The sequence below is a fragment of the Ferrovibrio sp. genome, assembly GCF_046297895.1.
In the GTDB taxonomy this organism is placed as follows: Bacteria; Pseudomonadota; Alphaproteobacteria; order Ferrovibrionales; family Ferrovibrionaceae; genus Ferrovibrio.
Genome location: NZ_JBKBHC010000001.1, coordinates 60,269 through 73,930 on the forward strand (window position 1 = coordinate 60,269; position 13,662 = coordinate 73,930).

At 65.9% G+C, this 13,662-nt stretch carries 13 protein-coding genes; 1 reads left to right on the top strand and 12 read right to left on the bottom strand.

The genetic code is table 11. From position 1 onward, the window contains the following. Positions 1–29: 29 nt before the first annotated feature. From ACK4FK_RS00285 to ACK4FK_RS00325, 9 genes are all read right to left on the bottom strand, one after another. Positions 30–773, bottom strand: coding sequence for a CoA-transferase (locus ACK4FK_RS00285; protein ID WP_409739501.1), 744 nt, complete (start codon positions 771–773; stop codon positions 30–32). Positions 774–778: 5 nt separating this feature from the next. Beyond that, the gene (locus ACK4FK_RS00290; protein WP_409739504.1) at positions 779–1,597 is read right to left on the bottom strand and encodes a CoA transferase subunit A; all 819 of its coding nucleotides are present in this window, start codon (positions 1,595–1,597) and stop codon (positions 779–781) included. A 129-nt stretch (positions 1,598–1,726) separates the two neighbouring features. Then, positions 1,727–3,325 carry a class I adenylate-forming enzyme family protein gene (locus ACK4FK_RS00295; RefSeq protein ID WP_409739506.1) on the bottom strand — a complete coding sequence of 533 codons (1,599 nt, stop codon included), beginning with the start codon at positions 3,323–3,325 and terminating at the stop codon, positions 1,727–1,729. 11 nt (positions 3,326–3,336) lie between these two features. Beyond that, positions 3,337–4,002 carry an ABC transporter ATP-binding protein gene (locus ACK4FK_RS00300; protein WP_409739508.1) on the bottom strand — a complete coding sequence of 222 codons (666 nt, stop codon included), beginning with the start codon at positions 4,000–4,002 and terminating at the stop codon, positions 3,337–3,339. Next, the gene (locus ACK4FK_RS00305; RefSeq protein ID WP_409739510.1) at positions 3,999–4,751 is read right to left on the bottom strand and encodes an ABC transporter ATP-binding protein; all 753 of its coding nucleotides are present in this window, start codon (positions 4,749–4,751) and stop codon (positions 3,999–4,001) included. Before ACK4FK_RS00305 ends, ACK4FK_RS00300 begins: the two co-directional genes overlap by 4 nt. Beyond that, on the bottom strand, positions 4,748–5,755 hold the full coding sequence (locus ACK4FK_RS00310; RefSeq protein ID WP_409739513.1) for a branched-chain amino acid ABC transporter permease: 1,008 nt from the start codon (positions 5,753–5,755) through the stop codon (positions 4,748–4,750). Before ACK4FK_RS00310 ends, ACK4FK_RS00305 begins: the two co-directional genes overlap by 4 nt. A gap of 3 nt (positions 5,756–5,758) precedes the next feature. Then, positions 5,759–6,655, bottom strand: a complete 897-nt coding sequence (locus tag ACK4FK_RS00315; protein WP_409739516.1) for a branched-chain amino acid ABC transporter permease — start codon at positions 6,653–6,655, stop codon at positions 5,759–5,761. Positions 6,656–6,733: 78 nt separating this feature from the next. After that, on the bottom strand, positions 6,734–8,035 hold the full coding sequence (locus ACK4FK_RS00320; protein WP_409739519.1) for an ABC transporter substrate-binding protein: 1,302 nt from the start codon (positions 8,033–8,035) through the stop codon (positions 6,734–6,736). Positions 8,036–8,097: 62 nt separating this feature from the next. Continuing rightward, positions 8,098–8,856, bottom strand: coding sequence for a FadR/GntR family transcriptional regulator (locus ACK4FK_RS00325; protein WP_409739522.1), 759 nt, complete (start codon positions 8,854–8,856; stop codon positions 8,098–8,100). Positions 8,857–9,062: 206 nt separating this feature from the next. On the opposite strand from ACK4FK_RS00325, the gene ACK4FK_RS00330 reads away from it, so the two are divergent. Beyond that, on the top strand, positions 9,063–10,853 hold the full coding sequence (locus ACK4FK_RS00330; RefSeq protein WP_409739525.1) for a PHA/PHB synthase family protein: 1,791 nt from the start codon (positions 9,063–9,065) through the stop codon (positions 10,851–10,853). Between the two features lie 4 nt (positions 10,854–10,857). On the opposite strand, the gene ACK4FK_RS00335 is transcribed toward ACK4FK_RS00330, so the two are convergent. From ACK4FK_RS00335 to ACK4FK_RS00345, 3 genes are read right to left on the bottom strand one after another with little or no spacing between them, the layout of a single operon-like run. Then, positions 10,858–11,391, bottom strand: coding sequence for a 2,4'-dihydroxyacetophenone dioxygenase family protein (locus tag ACK4FK_RS00335; protein ID WP_409739527.1), 534 nt, complete (start codon positions 11,389–11,391; stop codon positions 10,858–10,860). Between the two features lie 34 nt (positions 11,392–11,425). Continuing rightward, the gene (locus tag ACK4FK_RS00340; protein WP_409739529.1) at positions 11,426–12,190 is read right to left on the bottom strand and encodes an SDR family NAD(P)-dependent oxidoreductase; all 765 of its coding nucleotides are present in this window, start codon (positions 12,188–12,190) and stop codon (positions 11,426–11,428) included. 12 nt (positions 12,191–12,202) lie between these two features. After that, positions 12,203–13,654 (bottom strand): aldehyde dehydrogenase, encoded by a 1,452-nt coding sequence (locus ACK4FK_RS00345; RefSeq protein ID WP_409739532.1) that lies wholly within the window; start codon positions 13,652–13,654, stop codon positions 12,203–12,205. Positions 13,655–13,662: the final 8 nt, after the last annotated feature.

Below are 13,662 nucleotides of genomic sequence, written 5' to 3' on the forward strand. Positions count from 1 at the left end.
CAGACGGCCCGGTCACCCCGGGCCGTTTTTCATTGTGCCGCAACAGAATCCGGAAAGACCTGCGCCACGAAGCGCGGATAGGTCTCGGCGATCTCGGCGGCGATGCGCGTGCGCAGCAGTTGCAGAGTCGCCGCGTCGGGCGAAGCCGTCTCGGGCACGGCATCCGGGCAGTCGAAATCGAAGCCGGTATTGTCGCGCACTTCCTCGACGCTGTGGCCGCGATGTACGCTTTCGAGCGTGAAGCGCCGGCGCTGGCGATCGAAGGAGAACCAGCACAGGTTGGTAAGCAGGCCGATCGGGCCGCCGGGACGGTAGATCGCCTCGCCCGTCGGGCCGGCGGCGGAGATGAAGTCCACCTGCGGCACCAGCACGCGGCGGGTATGCTCCTCGCGGAACAGGATCACGCGCGGCACGAGATAATAGAGATAGCCGGAACCGAACGAACCGGGCCAGCGCACGTCGGTCTGCGGATACGCGCCGCCCGCGCCAACAAGATTGATGTTGGCCTGGCCGTCGATCTGGCCGCCGCCGAGGAAAAAGGCATCCAGCCGCCCCTGCCCGGCCAGGTCGAACAGCTCGACGCCGCCGTCGCAGAGGAAATCGTTGCGGATGCTGCCCAGCACGTTCACCCGCATGCGGCCAGCCGACTGCGCACGGGCCAGCAACGCGCCGGCACCCGGGATCGGCGACGAGGCGCCGGTGGCGACCAGGCGGCAGCCGGCCAGCAGGCGGGCGATGGTGGCGATCAGCAATTCCTGGCGGCTGTAATCCATCGTCTTCACTCCGCCGCCTGGCGTGGCTGCACGAATTCGGCGAGGTAATGCGCAAAGCCCTCGTCGCTGCGCGCCAGCTCCAGATAACGCCGCATATGGGCGTCGTCGTAATCGTAGATGTCCCACAGCTTGATGGGCCAGGCGCCACGCGGCGCCACGGCAATGCCGCCGATATAGGCTGCCGTCAGCGTGCCGGCCGCGCTTTCCTCCGAGGCCAGCAGGTCGATATCGCGGATTTCCTCCACGGTGATCAGCGACATGGCCGAGGCATGGGCCATGGCCACCAGTTCGCGGCGGCGACCGATGAAGACATTGCCGTTGCGGTCGGCAAACGGCGCATGGAATACCGCAATGTCGGGCCGGATCGCCGGCAGCAGCACGATGGGATCGTTGCCGTCCGCGAAGGGATTGTCGATCACCCGCCAGTCGGGCCGGTTCTTCAGCAGGTCGCTGCCCAGCAGGCCGCGCAGGGGCATGAACGGCAGGCCCTTGCCGGCGGCCTGGATGGCGGCATGCACGGCCGGACAGGTGGCATCCATCATCCTGAACGCACCGCGCTTCAGCTGGGCGGCAAAGCGTGGCGCGCCGCCATATTCGCCGAGCGTCACCGCCGAGGTTTCCAGCGTGGCCACGCTGCCGGCGCCGATCAGCAGATCGGCCTGCAGGCCGGAAACCGGCACGCAGACCAGATGCAGGTTGCGCACGCCGCGCCGGATCATGGCGCGGGTGAGTTCCATCGCCACGCCGGAGTAATCCGGCGGCACGGCGATCTTGGCGCCATCGGGAATCTGCGCGGCCAGTTGCTCGACGGTCAGGCCCGGCATGACGGTTTCCTCCGGTTTATTTTGGCGGATTATCTTGGCGGATTATCCTGGCACGGATAGTCGCGCGGATCGGGCCGCGCGGCAATCCCAAATCCTCCGGCCAATCCTCCGGCCAATCCTCCGGGCCGTTCAGCCGGCGATGCTGTCGCGCAGCACGCGCTTGAGCAGCTTGCCGTTGGCGTTGCGCGGCAAGGGTTCGTCCAGCAGGGTGAAGCTTTCCGGCACCTTGTAATCGGCCAGATGTTTGGCGCAGAAGGCCTGCAGTTCGGCCGCGTCCAGGCCGGGCTGCTTGCGCGCGACGAAGGCATGTACGCGTTCGCCCAGCACCGGACAGGGCTTGGCCACGATGGCGCTTTCCAGCACGCCGGGATGGCCACTCAGCACATTCTCCACCTCGACGGAGAAGACCTTGTAGCCGCCGCGATTGATCATGTCCTTCACGCGGTCGAAGACCCGCACGAAGCCATCGGCGTCGATGGAGCCGACATCGCCGGAATGCCAGAAGCCGGCGGTGAAGTTTTCGGCGGTGGCCTGCGGGTTGTTCCAGTAGCCGCGCACCACCATCGGCCCGCCGATCCAGATCTCGCCGCTTTCGCCGCGCGGCAATTCGCGGCCCTGCGCATCCACCACAATCACCTCGGCGCAGGGCGCCTCCAGACCCACCGAGTCCGAATGGCTGGCGGTGAAGCGCGGCGGCATGATGGTGGTGGGCGAGGTGGTTTCGGTGGCGCCGTAGGCATTCATGAGCTGCAACTGCGGCAGTTTCTGCGCCAGCGCGGCGATGGTGGCCTGTGGCATCGGTGCGCCGCCATAGCCGCCGATCCGCCAGGACGAGAGGTCGTATCGGTCGAAATCCGGCTGCAGCAGGCACAGATTGTACATCGCCGGCACCATGATGGTGTGGGTCAGGCGTTCCTTCTGCGCCAGGGGCAGGAAATCGCGCGCCTTGAATTCCGGCACCACGATCACGCAGCCGCCGCCCTGCCAGGCGGTGACGATGATGGCGATCAGGCCGGTGACATGGCTGGCCGGCACCGCCAGCAGCGAGCGGTCCATCGGCCCCAACCCCATGCAATATTGAAAATGCAGGGCCGAATGCACGATGTTGAAATGCGACAACATGGCACCTTTCGGGCGACCGGTGGTGCCGGAGGTGTAGAGGATCACCGCCGTTTCTTCCTCGGGCGGCGCGACGAAGGTCGGGGCGGCGGCCGTGCCGCGCAGATCGGCAAACGGCAGCGAGCCCCTGCTGTCGCCGCCCACGGCAACGCGATGTTTCAGATGCGGCGCTTCTGCATTCGAAGGCAGGCGGGCGGCCAGATCGGCCTCGTGCACCAGCAACGATGCCCCGGCATGATCGAGGATATAGGCGATCTCGGGCCCCTGCAGGCGGGTGCCGAGCGGCACGGCGATGGCGCCCAGCCGCAGCGCGGCCAGCGTGACGGTGATGAATTCGACGCGGTTGCCCACCAGCAGGGCGACGCGGTCGCCAGACTTGACCCCCAGCGCCGCCATGCCGGCAGCGATGCGCTCGACTTCCTCGGCCAGCGCGCGGTAGCTCAGCCGCGTTTCGCCCGCCACCACGGCGTCGCTGTCGGGCCACGCTTCGACACTGCGGGCGAAGATGTCCCAGACATGGGCCGGGCGGTCGGCGAAGCAGCGCACCACGCGGTCGCCGAAATGCGCCTCGCGGCGGATTGTGATGCTCGGATCGAGCCTCCAGGCCATCCCTACGCCTCCTACGCGGCCTGCATGGCCGCGTTGGCGCCGCGTTCGATCACGTATTCGCGGTCGAATAGGCTCTGGGTGTGGTTGAGCTCCGACTGGGCGATCAGCACCGAAAGATCGGTGCCGCGCAGGCCGGCGATCACATCCGACAGCCGTTCCGACAGGGCCGGCGCCACGCCCTCGAAGGGTTCATCAAGCAGCAGCAGCCGCGTGCCCACGGCCAGAGCGCGCGCCAGCGCCACCAGCTTCTGCTGGCCGCCGCTGAGCAGCAGGGCGCGACGGTCCTTCATCGGCAGCAATTCGGGCAGCACGCTGTAGACGAAATCGAGCCGTGCGCTGCGGTCCAGGGTCTTCGAAACCCAGACCGGCAGCAGGATATTCTCTTCCACGGTGAGTTCCGGCACCAGACGGCGATCTTCAGGCATGTAGCCGATCCCGAGCGCGGCCCGCTCGTGGCGCTCCACCTTTTTCAGGCTCTGGCCGAGGAAACCTATATCGCCCTGCTCGATGGGAAGATGCCCCATGATGCTGCGCAGCAGCGTGGTCTTGCCCGCGCCGTTGCGGCCGATCAGGCCGATCATCTGCCCCCTGGCCAGTTCCAGCGAGAACCCGCGCAAAACCCCGATCGCCTGGATCGAAACATGCAGATTGGCAATGCTCAGCAGGGCTTCGGTCATTTCGCACTTCCCGTCACATAACGGCGCACATCGGTATCGGCCAGCACCGCCGCCGGCTCGCCATCGGCGATGATCCGACCGCTGTAGAAGGCCACGACACGATCGGAATAGGCCGAGACGATATCCATGTCATGCTCGACGAACAGGGTGGTCAGGCCGCTGCCGTCCATGGCGCGCAGCACGGTATCCATCATGCCGAATTTCTCGTCGACGCTGACGCCGCTGGTGGGCTCGTCCAGCAGCATCAGGCGCGGCGAGCGGCACAGCGCCATGGCGATATCGAGCAGCTTGCGCACGCCGCCGGGCAGTTCGGAAACCGGGCGTTCGGCATGGGCGGCCAGGCCAAAACGTTCCAGCATGGCCACCGCCTCGTCGCACAGATCCGCGTCGTAGGCGCCGCGCCAGAACGAGATCGCGCCGCGCCGGGCCACGGTCAGCGCCACCAGGATATTCTCGGCGGCGCTGAGTTCCAGACAGAGCTGCGGGATCTGGAAGGAGCGGCAGACGCCGCGCTGGGCGATCTGGCGCGGCCCCAGGCCGGTGATGTCCTGCCCGTCCAGCCGGATCGTGCCGCTGGTGGGCTTGAGATAGCCGGTCACCATGTTGACGAAGGTGGTCTTGCCGGCGCCGTTGCTGCCGATCAGGCAGACGCGCTGCCCGGCCGGCACGGCCAGCGAGACATCCTCGGCCGCCACCACGGCACCGAAACTCTTGCCGAGCCGCTCGGCTTCCAGGACATAGCCGCTCATTGCGCCGCCTCCGTCGCATCGGTCCGCTTTGCGGCGGCCTGCTGCACCTTTTCCATGCTGCGCACAGGCAATCGCGCCGGCTTGGCCCAGAGCGAACCCACGCCCTTGGGCAGGAACAGGATGATCAGCAGCAGGAACAGGCCGAGCGCGAGCTGCCATGTATCAGGGAAATACTTGTTGGAGAACGAACGCACCAGTTCAAGCAGCAGCGACGCCAGGAAGACGGCCGGCGCGCTGGCATGGCCGGCCAGGATCGCCATGAAGACGAACTCGCCCGAGGTGGTCCAGTAGGAGAAATTCGGGTCGATATGGCCCAGGGCGATCACGGTGAGCGCGCCGCCCATCCCGCCCAGCGCCGCAGCGATGGTGAAATTGATCGCCATCGCGGCCCGCACCGAGGTGCCGAGATATTCCACGCGCAGCTCGTTGTCGCGGATCGCCAGCGACAGCAGGCCGCGGCTGGAGCGGCAGTAGATCGTCACCAGCAGGGTGAGGATGGTGGCGATCACGCTGGAGAAGGCGAAGAAGACGTAATCGGCGTTGACCTCGTCGATCTTCAGACCCAGCAGGCTCGGCCGCGGCACATTGAAGCCATCCGATCCGCCGATGCCAGAGGATTTCACTGCCACGCCGTAGAGCACCATCGACAGCGCAAGGGTGAGCATGGCGAAGAAGATACCGCGATAGCGCGCCAGCAGCGGACCGACCACGGCGCCAACCAGCATGGAGGCCAGGCCGCCCAGCAGGACCAGAACCAGGGCATCGGTGATGCCGTAGCGCGTGGAAGCCAGGCCGGCGCAATAGCCGCCGATGGCAAAGACCAGGCCCTGGCCGAAGGACACCACGCCGCCACGCATCATCACGATCAGGCCCAGCCCGACCACGCCATGGGCGGCGGCCATGGTGAGCAGGAAAAGCAGCCATTTCGGCAGCGCCAGGCCGGCAAGCAGCAGAACCGCCAGCACGGCGGCATACAGCAGAGCGGAACGCAACATCGGGTTCATGGATCAGATCCTGCGGGCAACGGCGCGTTGGAACAGGCCTTCGGGGCGGAAGATCAGCACGGCGGCCATCACCACATAGATGCTGAACAACTCGGCCTCGGGCCACAGATGCACGGCGGCCGAGCGGGCCAAGCCGACGATCAGCGCGCCGATGGCGGCGCCGCCGATGCTGCCCAGACCGCCGATGATGACCACGGCGAAGCTGACGATGATGACGCCGACGCTGATGCCGGGCTGCACCGAGATCATCGGCGCAGTGAAGGCGCCGCCAAGGGCGGCCAGGAACACGCCGAAGGTGAAGGCGCCGAGATAGACCTTGCCGATATTGATGCCCATGCTGGCGGCGATCTCGTCGTTATGAATCACGGCCAGCACGATCTTGCCCAGCACCGTGCGGTTGAGGCCGAACCACACGCCGAAGCCGCAGACCAGCGCCACGACGATCAGCGCGAGATCGTAGCCGACATAGAACAGGCTGCCGAGGCTGACATCGCCGAACAGGCCGTAGGGTTCGGTGACGAAGTATGGATTGACGCCCCAGACCAGCTTGGCGACATCCTCCAGGATCAGGAACAGCGCATAGGTGACCAGCACCAACAGCACCTCGTCACGGCCATAGAAGCGGCGCAGCAGCAGCCGTTCAAGCAGCGGCCCGACGATCAGAGCCACCGCCACTGCCGCCAGCAGCAGGGCGATCAGCGAGAAGGCCGGCGCGTAATTCTGCGCGGCGAACAGGCCGACTATGGTGGCCGCGGCATAGGCGCCGATGGCGTAGAAGCTGCCATGGGCGATGTTGAGAATCTTCAGCACGCCGAAGATCAGCGTCAGACCCAGCGCGACGATGAACAGCCATGAGGCATAGATCGCGCTGTCGATCAGGATGGTAAGCAGGAGGTCCATTCAAATCCGCCCCGGGCTTGGACTTGCGCATCCGGCCGGCGGGAGCACCGCCGGCCGGGTTCGCGAACTGCAACAGGCTCAGTTACACTTGGCGCCGGGCATGCCGGCCTTCAGCCAGTCCTGGCTCTTCATGTTCGGCGGCGGATTGACGCATTCGGCCGGGAAGCGCTGGATATCCACCAGCTGCATCGACTTGGACGCGGCATCCCACTTGGTCTTGCCGATGGCGATATCCTGAATCGCCTGGTGGCCGTTGCCGTTCACCATGCGGATCCTGCCGCCGGGCGAGTCCCATTCGCTGCCGCGCAGGGCGGCGGCGATTTCCTCGTTGGTCGGCTTCTTGCCGCCATTCTTCTCCATCGCCTTCTCGATGGCGTTCTTCACGCCCAGGATCGACTGCACCATGCGGTAGGGCGCCTGCACCGGATAGGTCTTGTAGGCGTCCTGGTAGATCTTCCAGAACCAGTCGTTGATCGCCGATTTCGGCGCCATCAGACCATAGGCACCGCGCGCGCCGATGATCACGCCTTCGGGCATCTTGTCGCCCAGCGGCGGAATCACGTGGTCGGCCGCCGACAGCGCCACCACGCTCTTCTTGAACAGGCCGCGCGGCGCGCCCTGCAGGATCAGGGCCTGAAGATCGCCGCCCCACAGCGAGGAATGCACCACGCTGGAATTGGTGCGCATCAGGGCCGAGACCTCGGTGCCATACTGGCCGGCGCCGAATTTCGGCAGCAGGTCGGCTTCCACCTTGGCATTGGGATACATGTTGGCCATGGCGCCGATGAAATCGGCCTTGGAATCATGCCCCCAAGCATAGTCCTGGTTGATCAGGCTGAAATTGTCGACCTTCACATTGCTGTTCTTCAGGTAGCGCGCCAGCGCGACGTTATCCATCGTGCCGTGGGCGGCCGTGCGGAAGACATAGTCGTACTTGGCTTCCTCGAAGATGCGGGGCGTGCCGCAATCGTAGAGCACCAGCAGGCGCTTGAGTTCCTCGGCGGCCGGGGCGACGGCCAGGCAGTCGCCGGAGCCGACATAGCCGATCACGAAATCGACATTGTCGCGCTGATACAGGTTGCGCAGTTCCTGCACCTGCTTGGTGGCGCCGCCATTCTCGTCGATCACCACCGGCTCGATCTTGAGGCCGCCGAAGCCGACCTTGTTATAGGGTGCCGGCCCCTCGCCGCGGTTCAGGGCGTCGATCACCACCTTGCCGCCATTCCAGGCCGGCACGCCGAAGCTTTCCGCCGCCGGGCCAGAGAGGAAGGTGACAATGCCAACCTTGAAGGTCTGCTGCGCCTGGGCGGACGCGCCCGCCAAGCCGGCCGCCAGCAGGGCGCCAGCCGCCATAATGTATCTGTACTTACCCTTGATCATGCTCGTTTCCTCCTGAGTGGATTTTTATGGTTCTGACACAAGGACTGTGCGGTCACGGTTTCCTACTGGTCGGGCGCCTCCCCGCTGCGGGCATGCTCCGTCCAGGCGACGGGCGCATCCATGTCCAGCCCGGCCAGTTCATAGCCGCGGCGGAAATCGATCATCTGCTTGCGCATCCACAATTCCGCCTCGTCGGCATCGCGGCGGCGTATCGCTTCCAGCACCTTGCGGTGGCCGATCACGTTGCGCCGGCCGGCCTGCGGCAGATGCGGCAGCAGCGCCTCAAGCGCGGGGTAGAACAGCAGGCCGACGGCCTCGCGGGAGAGTTCCAGCACGCGATTACCCGAGATGCGCGCCACCATGGCGTGGAATTCGGTATCGAGCTGGGTGAAGGGCCGGCCGGCATCCACCGCCGCCTCGGTGGCGATGACATTCTCTTCCAGCGCGGCTATATCGGCCTCGCTCGCCACCTCGGCCGCACGCCGCGCCGCCGGCGGTTCGAGCAGGATGGCGACATCCCACAATTCGCGGAAACTGACCTTCTGCATCGCCAGTGCGCGCGAGGCGCGCGGGGCCAGATCGTTGTAGCCCGGCAGCGAAACGAACAGCCGGCGCCCGGCGGCGCGCTGGAGGAAGCCTTCCTGTTCGAGCTGGCGGATGCCCTCGCGTACCGTCGCGCGATTCACGCCGAACTGGGCGGCGAGCTGCGGTTCGCTGGGCAGGCGGTCGCCGGGCTGCAGGCGGCCTTCGAGGATATGCTGCTCGATCCGGCGCGAGACCAGCTTGTAGGCCGGCAGGATATCCAGTTTGGTGAATGTCACGCTCGCGCTGCCCAATTGTCCAACAATCGAACGATGGCGGCAGCAGATCGGAAGAGTCAATCTAAATTATTGATTTTGCAATGCGATTTCGCGCCGCAACATATTGTATGCATCGACAGGTAAAGCAGGGATTTATTGAGCGTAATCAAATTCCTACCACAAACGGCTGGTAGAGTAGCGGCATCACGCAACGCTTTGGACCGGACATGCACGCCAGACTCCCCGCCGCGAAGCCGACGCCCCCGCTGCCGGCCGCCCCCTGCCCCCCCGAAGCCGAGGATGGCACCGCGCTGCCGCTCGACCGGCTGGTGAATGCCACGCTGGCCAAGCTGTCGCTCGGCATCTCGCCGCTGGCCCTGCCGGCGGCCTATCTGGATTGGGCGATGCATCTGGCGCTTTCGCCCGGCAAGCAGGCCGAACTGGGCCACAAGGCGCTGCGCAAGCTGCTGCGCTTCGCCCTCTATGCCGCCAGCGGGACGGGCCAGGACCAGAGCGCCACCTGCATCAAGCCGCTGCCGCAGGACCGCCGCTTCGCCGATGCGGCCTGGCAGCAGCCACCCTTCAATTTCATCTACCAGTCCTTCCTGCTGGGCCAGCAATGGCTGCATAACGCCACCACAGGCGTGCGCGGCGTGTCGAAGCACCATGAGCAGGTGGTGGAATTCGCCACCCGGCAGATCTTCGACATCTTCTCGCCCAGCAACTTCCTGCCGACCAATCCGGTGGCCCTGCAGCGCACGATCAGCGAAGGCGGCATGAACCTGGTGCGCGGCTTCGGCAATTTCATCGAGGATATGCAGCGCACCCTGGCCGGCCGGCCGCCAGTGGGCGCGGAGGATTACCGCGTGGGCGAAACCGTGGCGGTAACGCCGGGCCAGGTGGTGTTCCGCAACCGCCTGATCGAAGTGATCCAGTATGCGCCGGCCACCGAGACGGTATTGGCCGAGCCGGTGCTGCTGGTGCCTGCCTGGATCATGAAATACTACATCCTCGACCTGTCGGCGCAGAACTCGATGGTGCGCCACCTGGTCGAGCGCGGCCATACCGTGTTCATGATCTCGTGGAAGAACCCGGATTACGACGACCGCGAACTCGCTTTCGACGATTACCGCAGACTGGGCGTGATGGCGGCACTCGATGCCGTCTCGACGATCTGCCCGAAACAGAAAATCCACGGCGTGGGCTATTGCCTGGGCGGCACGCTGCTGTCGGTGGCCGCTGCCGCCATGGCGCGCGACGGCGACGACCGCCTGGCCAGCCTGACCCTGCTGGCGGCGCAGACCGATTTCTCGGAAGCCGGCGAACTGACCCTGTTCATCGACGAGAACCAGGTGACCTTCCTGGAAGACATGATGTGGCAGCAGGGCTATCTGGATACCAAGCAGATGGCCGGCGCCTTCCAGCTCCTGCGCTCCAACGACCTGATCTGGTCGCAGATGATGCACGATTATATCGTCGGCGAACGCCGCGGCATGATCGACCTGATGGCCTGGAACGCTGATCAGACCCGCATGCCCTATCGCATGCACAGCGAATACCTGCGCCAGATGTTCCTGAACAACGACTTCGCCGAAGGCCGTCTGCAGGTGGATGGCCGCGCGGTGGCGCTGACCGATATCCGCGTGCCGATCTTCGCCGTCGGCACCGAATTCGACCATGTGGCGCCCTGGCATTCGGTGTTCAAGATCGTGCGGCTGGCCGACACCGACGTAACCTTCCTGCTCACCTCGGGCGGCCACAATGCCGGCATCGTCAGCGAACCGGGCCGGAACAACCGCCACTACCGGCTGGCGCATCATCCCGAGCATGCGCCTTTTGTGGACCCCGACCGCTGGCTGAATGACACGCCGGCGCAATCGGGGTCGTGGTGGCCGGCCTGGTTCGACTGGCTGGCGCAGCACAGCAGTGGCCGCACCGCACCGCCAGAGATGGGCAATGCGGCCGCCGGCTGCAAACCGCTGGAGCCGGCGCCCGGTTCCTACGTGCGCCAGCCCTGATGCTTCAGCGATAGAGCGTGTTGATGTAATCGGCGCCGATGCCGATCTTGTCGTAATGCGCCTTGCACATGGCGATGTACTGGTGCACGTCGAAATAGCCGTCGGGTTCGCCGGCCTCGTCCAGCCAGATCAGCGGGCCGGTGACGATGAAGAACACTTTCATCGGATCCTTGTGCTCGTAAGCCACCAGGGTATGGCCCTCGCCCGGCGTCTCGTAGACGAAATCGCCGGCCGTCGCCGTCCAGTCATGCTCCAGATAGCCCCATTTGCCCGAGATGGTGTAGGCAAACACTTCGTGGGGATGGTAATGCCGGTTCACCAGCCCGGCGCTTTTCGCCATCAGGATGTCGCACCACTTGTTCTGCGACGGCGAGATCCATAGCGGCCGCGACGACACCGTGTCGGTGAACGGCACATACAGCTTCTCGTCATCGGTCGGCGCGTTGGCGATATAGGCCTCGGGCAGGGCATCGGGCTGAAACACCTTGGCGATGGGCTTGAGGTCCTTCCAGAATTCGGTGGTCGCTAACTCGGGCATGGGGCTCCTCCGGTTTTTCGGTCGCTTCTGCTGGTCAGATATGCATGCCGCCATCGGCCATGAAGACGCTGCCGGTGGAAAAGCTGCTCTGGTCGCTGGCCAGGAACAGCACCGAACGCGCGACTTCCTCGGCCTGGGCATGGCGGCCGAGCGGGATGATGGAATCGAGGAATTTGGTGGCGTCGCGCCCGATGGCGGCCGAAAGCCCCACCTCGATCTCCTTCTGGAAACCGTTGTCGATCGGCCCCGGCGCGATCACGTTGACGCGGATGCCGCGCGGCGCCGCTTCCTTGGCCGCCGTGCGCATCAGGCCGATCACGGCATGCTTGGAGGTGGCATAGGCGCAGATACCGGGATCGCTGGTAACGCCCACCACGCTGGAGGTGATGATGATGCTGCCGCCCTTGGCCATCCTGGGCAGGCCGTATTTGCAGGCCAGGAACGAGGCCCGCACGTTCACGGCCATCACCGCGTCGAACACGTCTTCCGGATACTCGGTGATCGGGCTGATCACGCCACTGATCCCGGCATTGGAGAACAGCACGTCGATGCGGCCCCATTGCGCCACGGTGGCATCGATATAGCCCCGCGTAGCGGCCGCATCGGCCACGTCGGCGGCATACACCGCCACGCGGTCGGCCGGCGCATTCAGCGCACGCTGCGCCGCCTCCAGCCGGTCCTGCTTCAGATCCACCAGCATGACGCGGCCACCTTCGCGCAAGAAGGCGGCGGCGCTGGCCAGCCCTAGGCTGCCGGCCGCGCCGGTGACGATGCAGACCCTGCCCTCCAGCAATGCCATGCCGCGCCCCGCTCAGATCGGGTAATGGCCGGGCTGGGTCTCGATGGTGATCCAGCGCAGCTCGGTGAATTCCTCGATGCCGGCCTTGCCGCCGAAACGGCCGTAGCCGGATGCCTTGGTGCCGCCGAAGGGCATCTGCGCCTCGTCATGCACGGTCGGGCCGTTGATGTGGCAGATGCCGCTTTCGATGCGGCGCGCCACGCCCATGGCACGCGGGATATCGCGGCTGAACACGGCGGCCGCCAGGCCGTATTCGGTGTCGTTGGCGATGCGGATGGCATCCTCCTCGTCGCGCGCCCGCACCACACAGGTGACCGGACCGAAGGATTCCTCGTGATAGATCTTCATCTCGGGCGTGACATGATCGAGCACGCTGGCCGACATGATGGCGCCATCGGCCTTGCCGCCGGCCACCAGCTTGGCACCCTTGGCCACGGCGTCGTCGATCAGATGCACCACCTTCTCGGCTGCCTCGCGGCTGACCACGGCACCCAGCGGCGTATTGCCCTGACGTGGGTCGCCGGCCACCAGCGTCTGCGCCTTGGCGGCGAATTTGGCGACGAAGGCGTCTCCCACTTTCTGGTCGACCACGATGCGCTCGGTCGACATGCAGATCTGGCCCTGGTTCATGAAGGCGCCGAAGGCGGCGGCCTTCACCGCCTCGTCCAGATCGGCATCCTCCAGCACCAGGAACGGCGCCTTGCCGCCCAGTTCCAGCAGCACCGGCTTGAGATACCGCGCCGCCGTCTCGGCGATGATGCGCCCCACTTTCGTGGAGCCGGTGAAGTTGATGCGCCGCACCGCCGGATGGGCGATCAGGGCCTCGACCACTTTCGCGGCATCGGCCGGCGCATTGGTCACCACATTCACCACGCCGGGCGGCAGGCCGGCATCGGCCAATGCCTCGGCGATCAGGCGATGCGTGCCGGGGCAGATTTCGGATGCCTTCAGCACCACGGTATTGCCGCAGGCCAGCGGCATCGCCAGCGCGCGGGTAGCAAGGATCACCGGCGCGTTCCACGGCGCGATGCCGAGGATGACGCCGACCGGCTGGCGCACCGCCATCGCCACGCAGCCCGGCTTGTCAGAGGGAATCACCTCGCCGCCGATCTGGGTGGTCATCGCCGCCGCCTCGCGCAGCATGCCGGAGGCCAGATGCACGTTGAAGCCGGCCCAGGCCGCCGTGGCCCCGGTCTCCTCGGCCATGCGGGCGATGAAATCCTTGGCCCGCGCCGCCAGCGCGTCGGCTGCCTTCAGCAGATGCGCGCGACGCGCATTCGGGCCCAGTGCCGACCAGGCCGGAAACGCCTTAGCCGCCGCATCGGCTGCCTTGATGGCATCGGCCACATCGGCAGCCGCCGCGCGGCTGGCCACGGCGCCGGTCAGCGGGTTATGGCGCTCGAAGGTGCGGCCGCCGACGGCGGCGACATCCTTGCCGTCAATCAGCAGATCGATGGTGAACATGCTTGCTC

What these genes read in the sequence shown, in the direction of transcription:
- ACK4FK_RS00340 (WP_409739529.1), bottom strand. Translation starts at nt 12,190, where the DNA reads ATGGCATTGCTGGAGGGCAGGGTCTGCATCGTCACCGGCGCGGCCGGC.
- ACK4FK_RS00330 (WP_409739525.1), top strand. Translation starts at nt 9,063, where the DNA reads ATGCACGCCAGACTCCCCGCCGCGAAGCCGACGCCCCCGCTGCCGGCC.
- ACK4FK_RS00300 (WP_409739508.1), bottom strand. Translation starts at nt 4,002, where the DNA reads ATGACCGAAGCCCTGCTGAGCATTGCCAATCTGCATGTTTCGATCCAG.
- ACK4FK_RS00290 (WP_409739504.1), bottom strand. Translation starts at nt 1,597, where the DNA reads ATGCCGGGCCTGACCGTCGAGCAACTGGCCGCGCAGATTCCCGATGGC.
- ACK4FK_RS00315 (WP_409739516.1), bottom strand. Translation starts at nt 6,655, where the DNA reads ATGGACCTCCTGCTTACCATCCTGATCGACAGCGCGATCTATGCCTCA.
- ACK4FK_RS00295 (WP_409739506.1), bottom strand. Translation starts at nt 3,325, where the DNA reads ATGGCCTGGAGGCTCGATCCGAGCATCACAATCCGCCGCGAGGCGCAT.
- ACK4FK_RS00285 (WP_409739501.1), bottom strand. Translation starts at nt 773, where the DNA reads ATGGATTACAGCCGCCAGGAATTGCTGATCGCCACCATCGCCCGCCTG.
- ACK4FK_RS00305 (WP_409739510.1), bottom strand. Translation starts at nt 4,751, where the DNA reads ATGAGCGGCTATGTCCTGGAAGCCGAGCGGCTCGGCAAGAGTTTCGGT.
- ACK4FK_RS00310 (WP_409739513.1), bottom strand. Translation starts at nt 5,755, where the DNA reads ATGAACCCGATGTTGCGTTCCGCTCTGCTGTATGCCGCCGTGCTGGCG.
- ACK4FK_RS00320 (WP_409739519.1), bottom strand. Translation starts at nt 8,035, where the DNA reads ATGATCAAGGGTAAGTACAGATACATTATGGCGGCTGGCGCCCTGCTG.
- ACK4FK_RS00345 (WP_409739532.1), bottom strand. Translation starts at nt 13,654, where the DNA reads ATGTTCACCATCGATCTGCTGATTGACGGCAAGGATGTCGCCGCCGTC.
- ACK4FK_RS00335 (WP_409739527.1), bottom strand. Translation starts at nt 11,391, where the DNA reads ATGCCCGAGTTAGCGACCACCGAATTCTGGAAGGACCTCAAGCCCATC.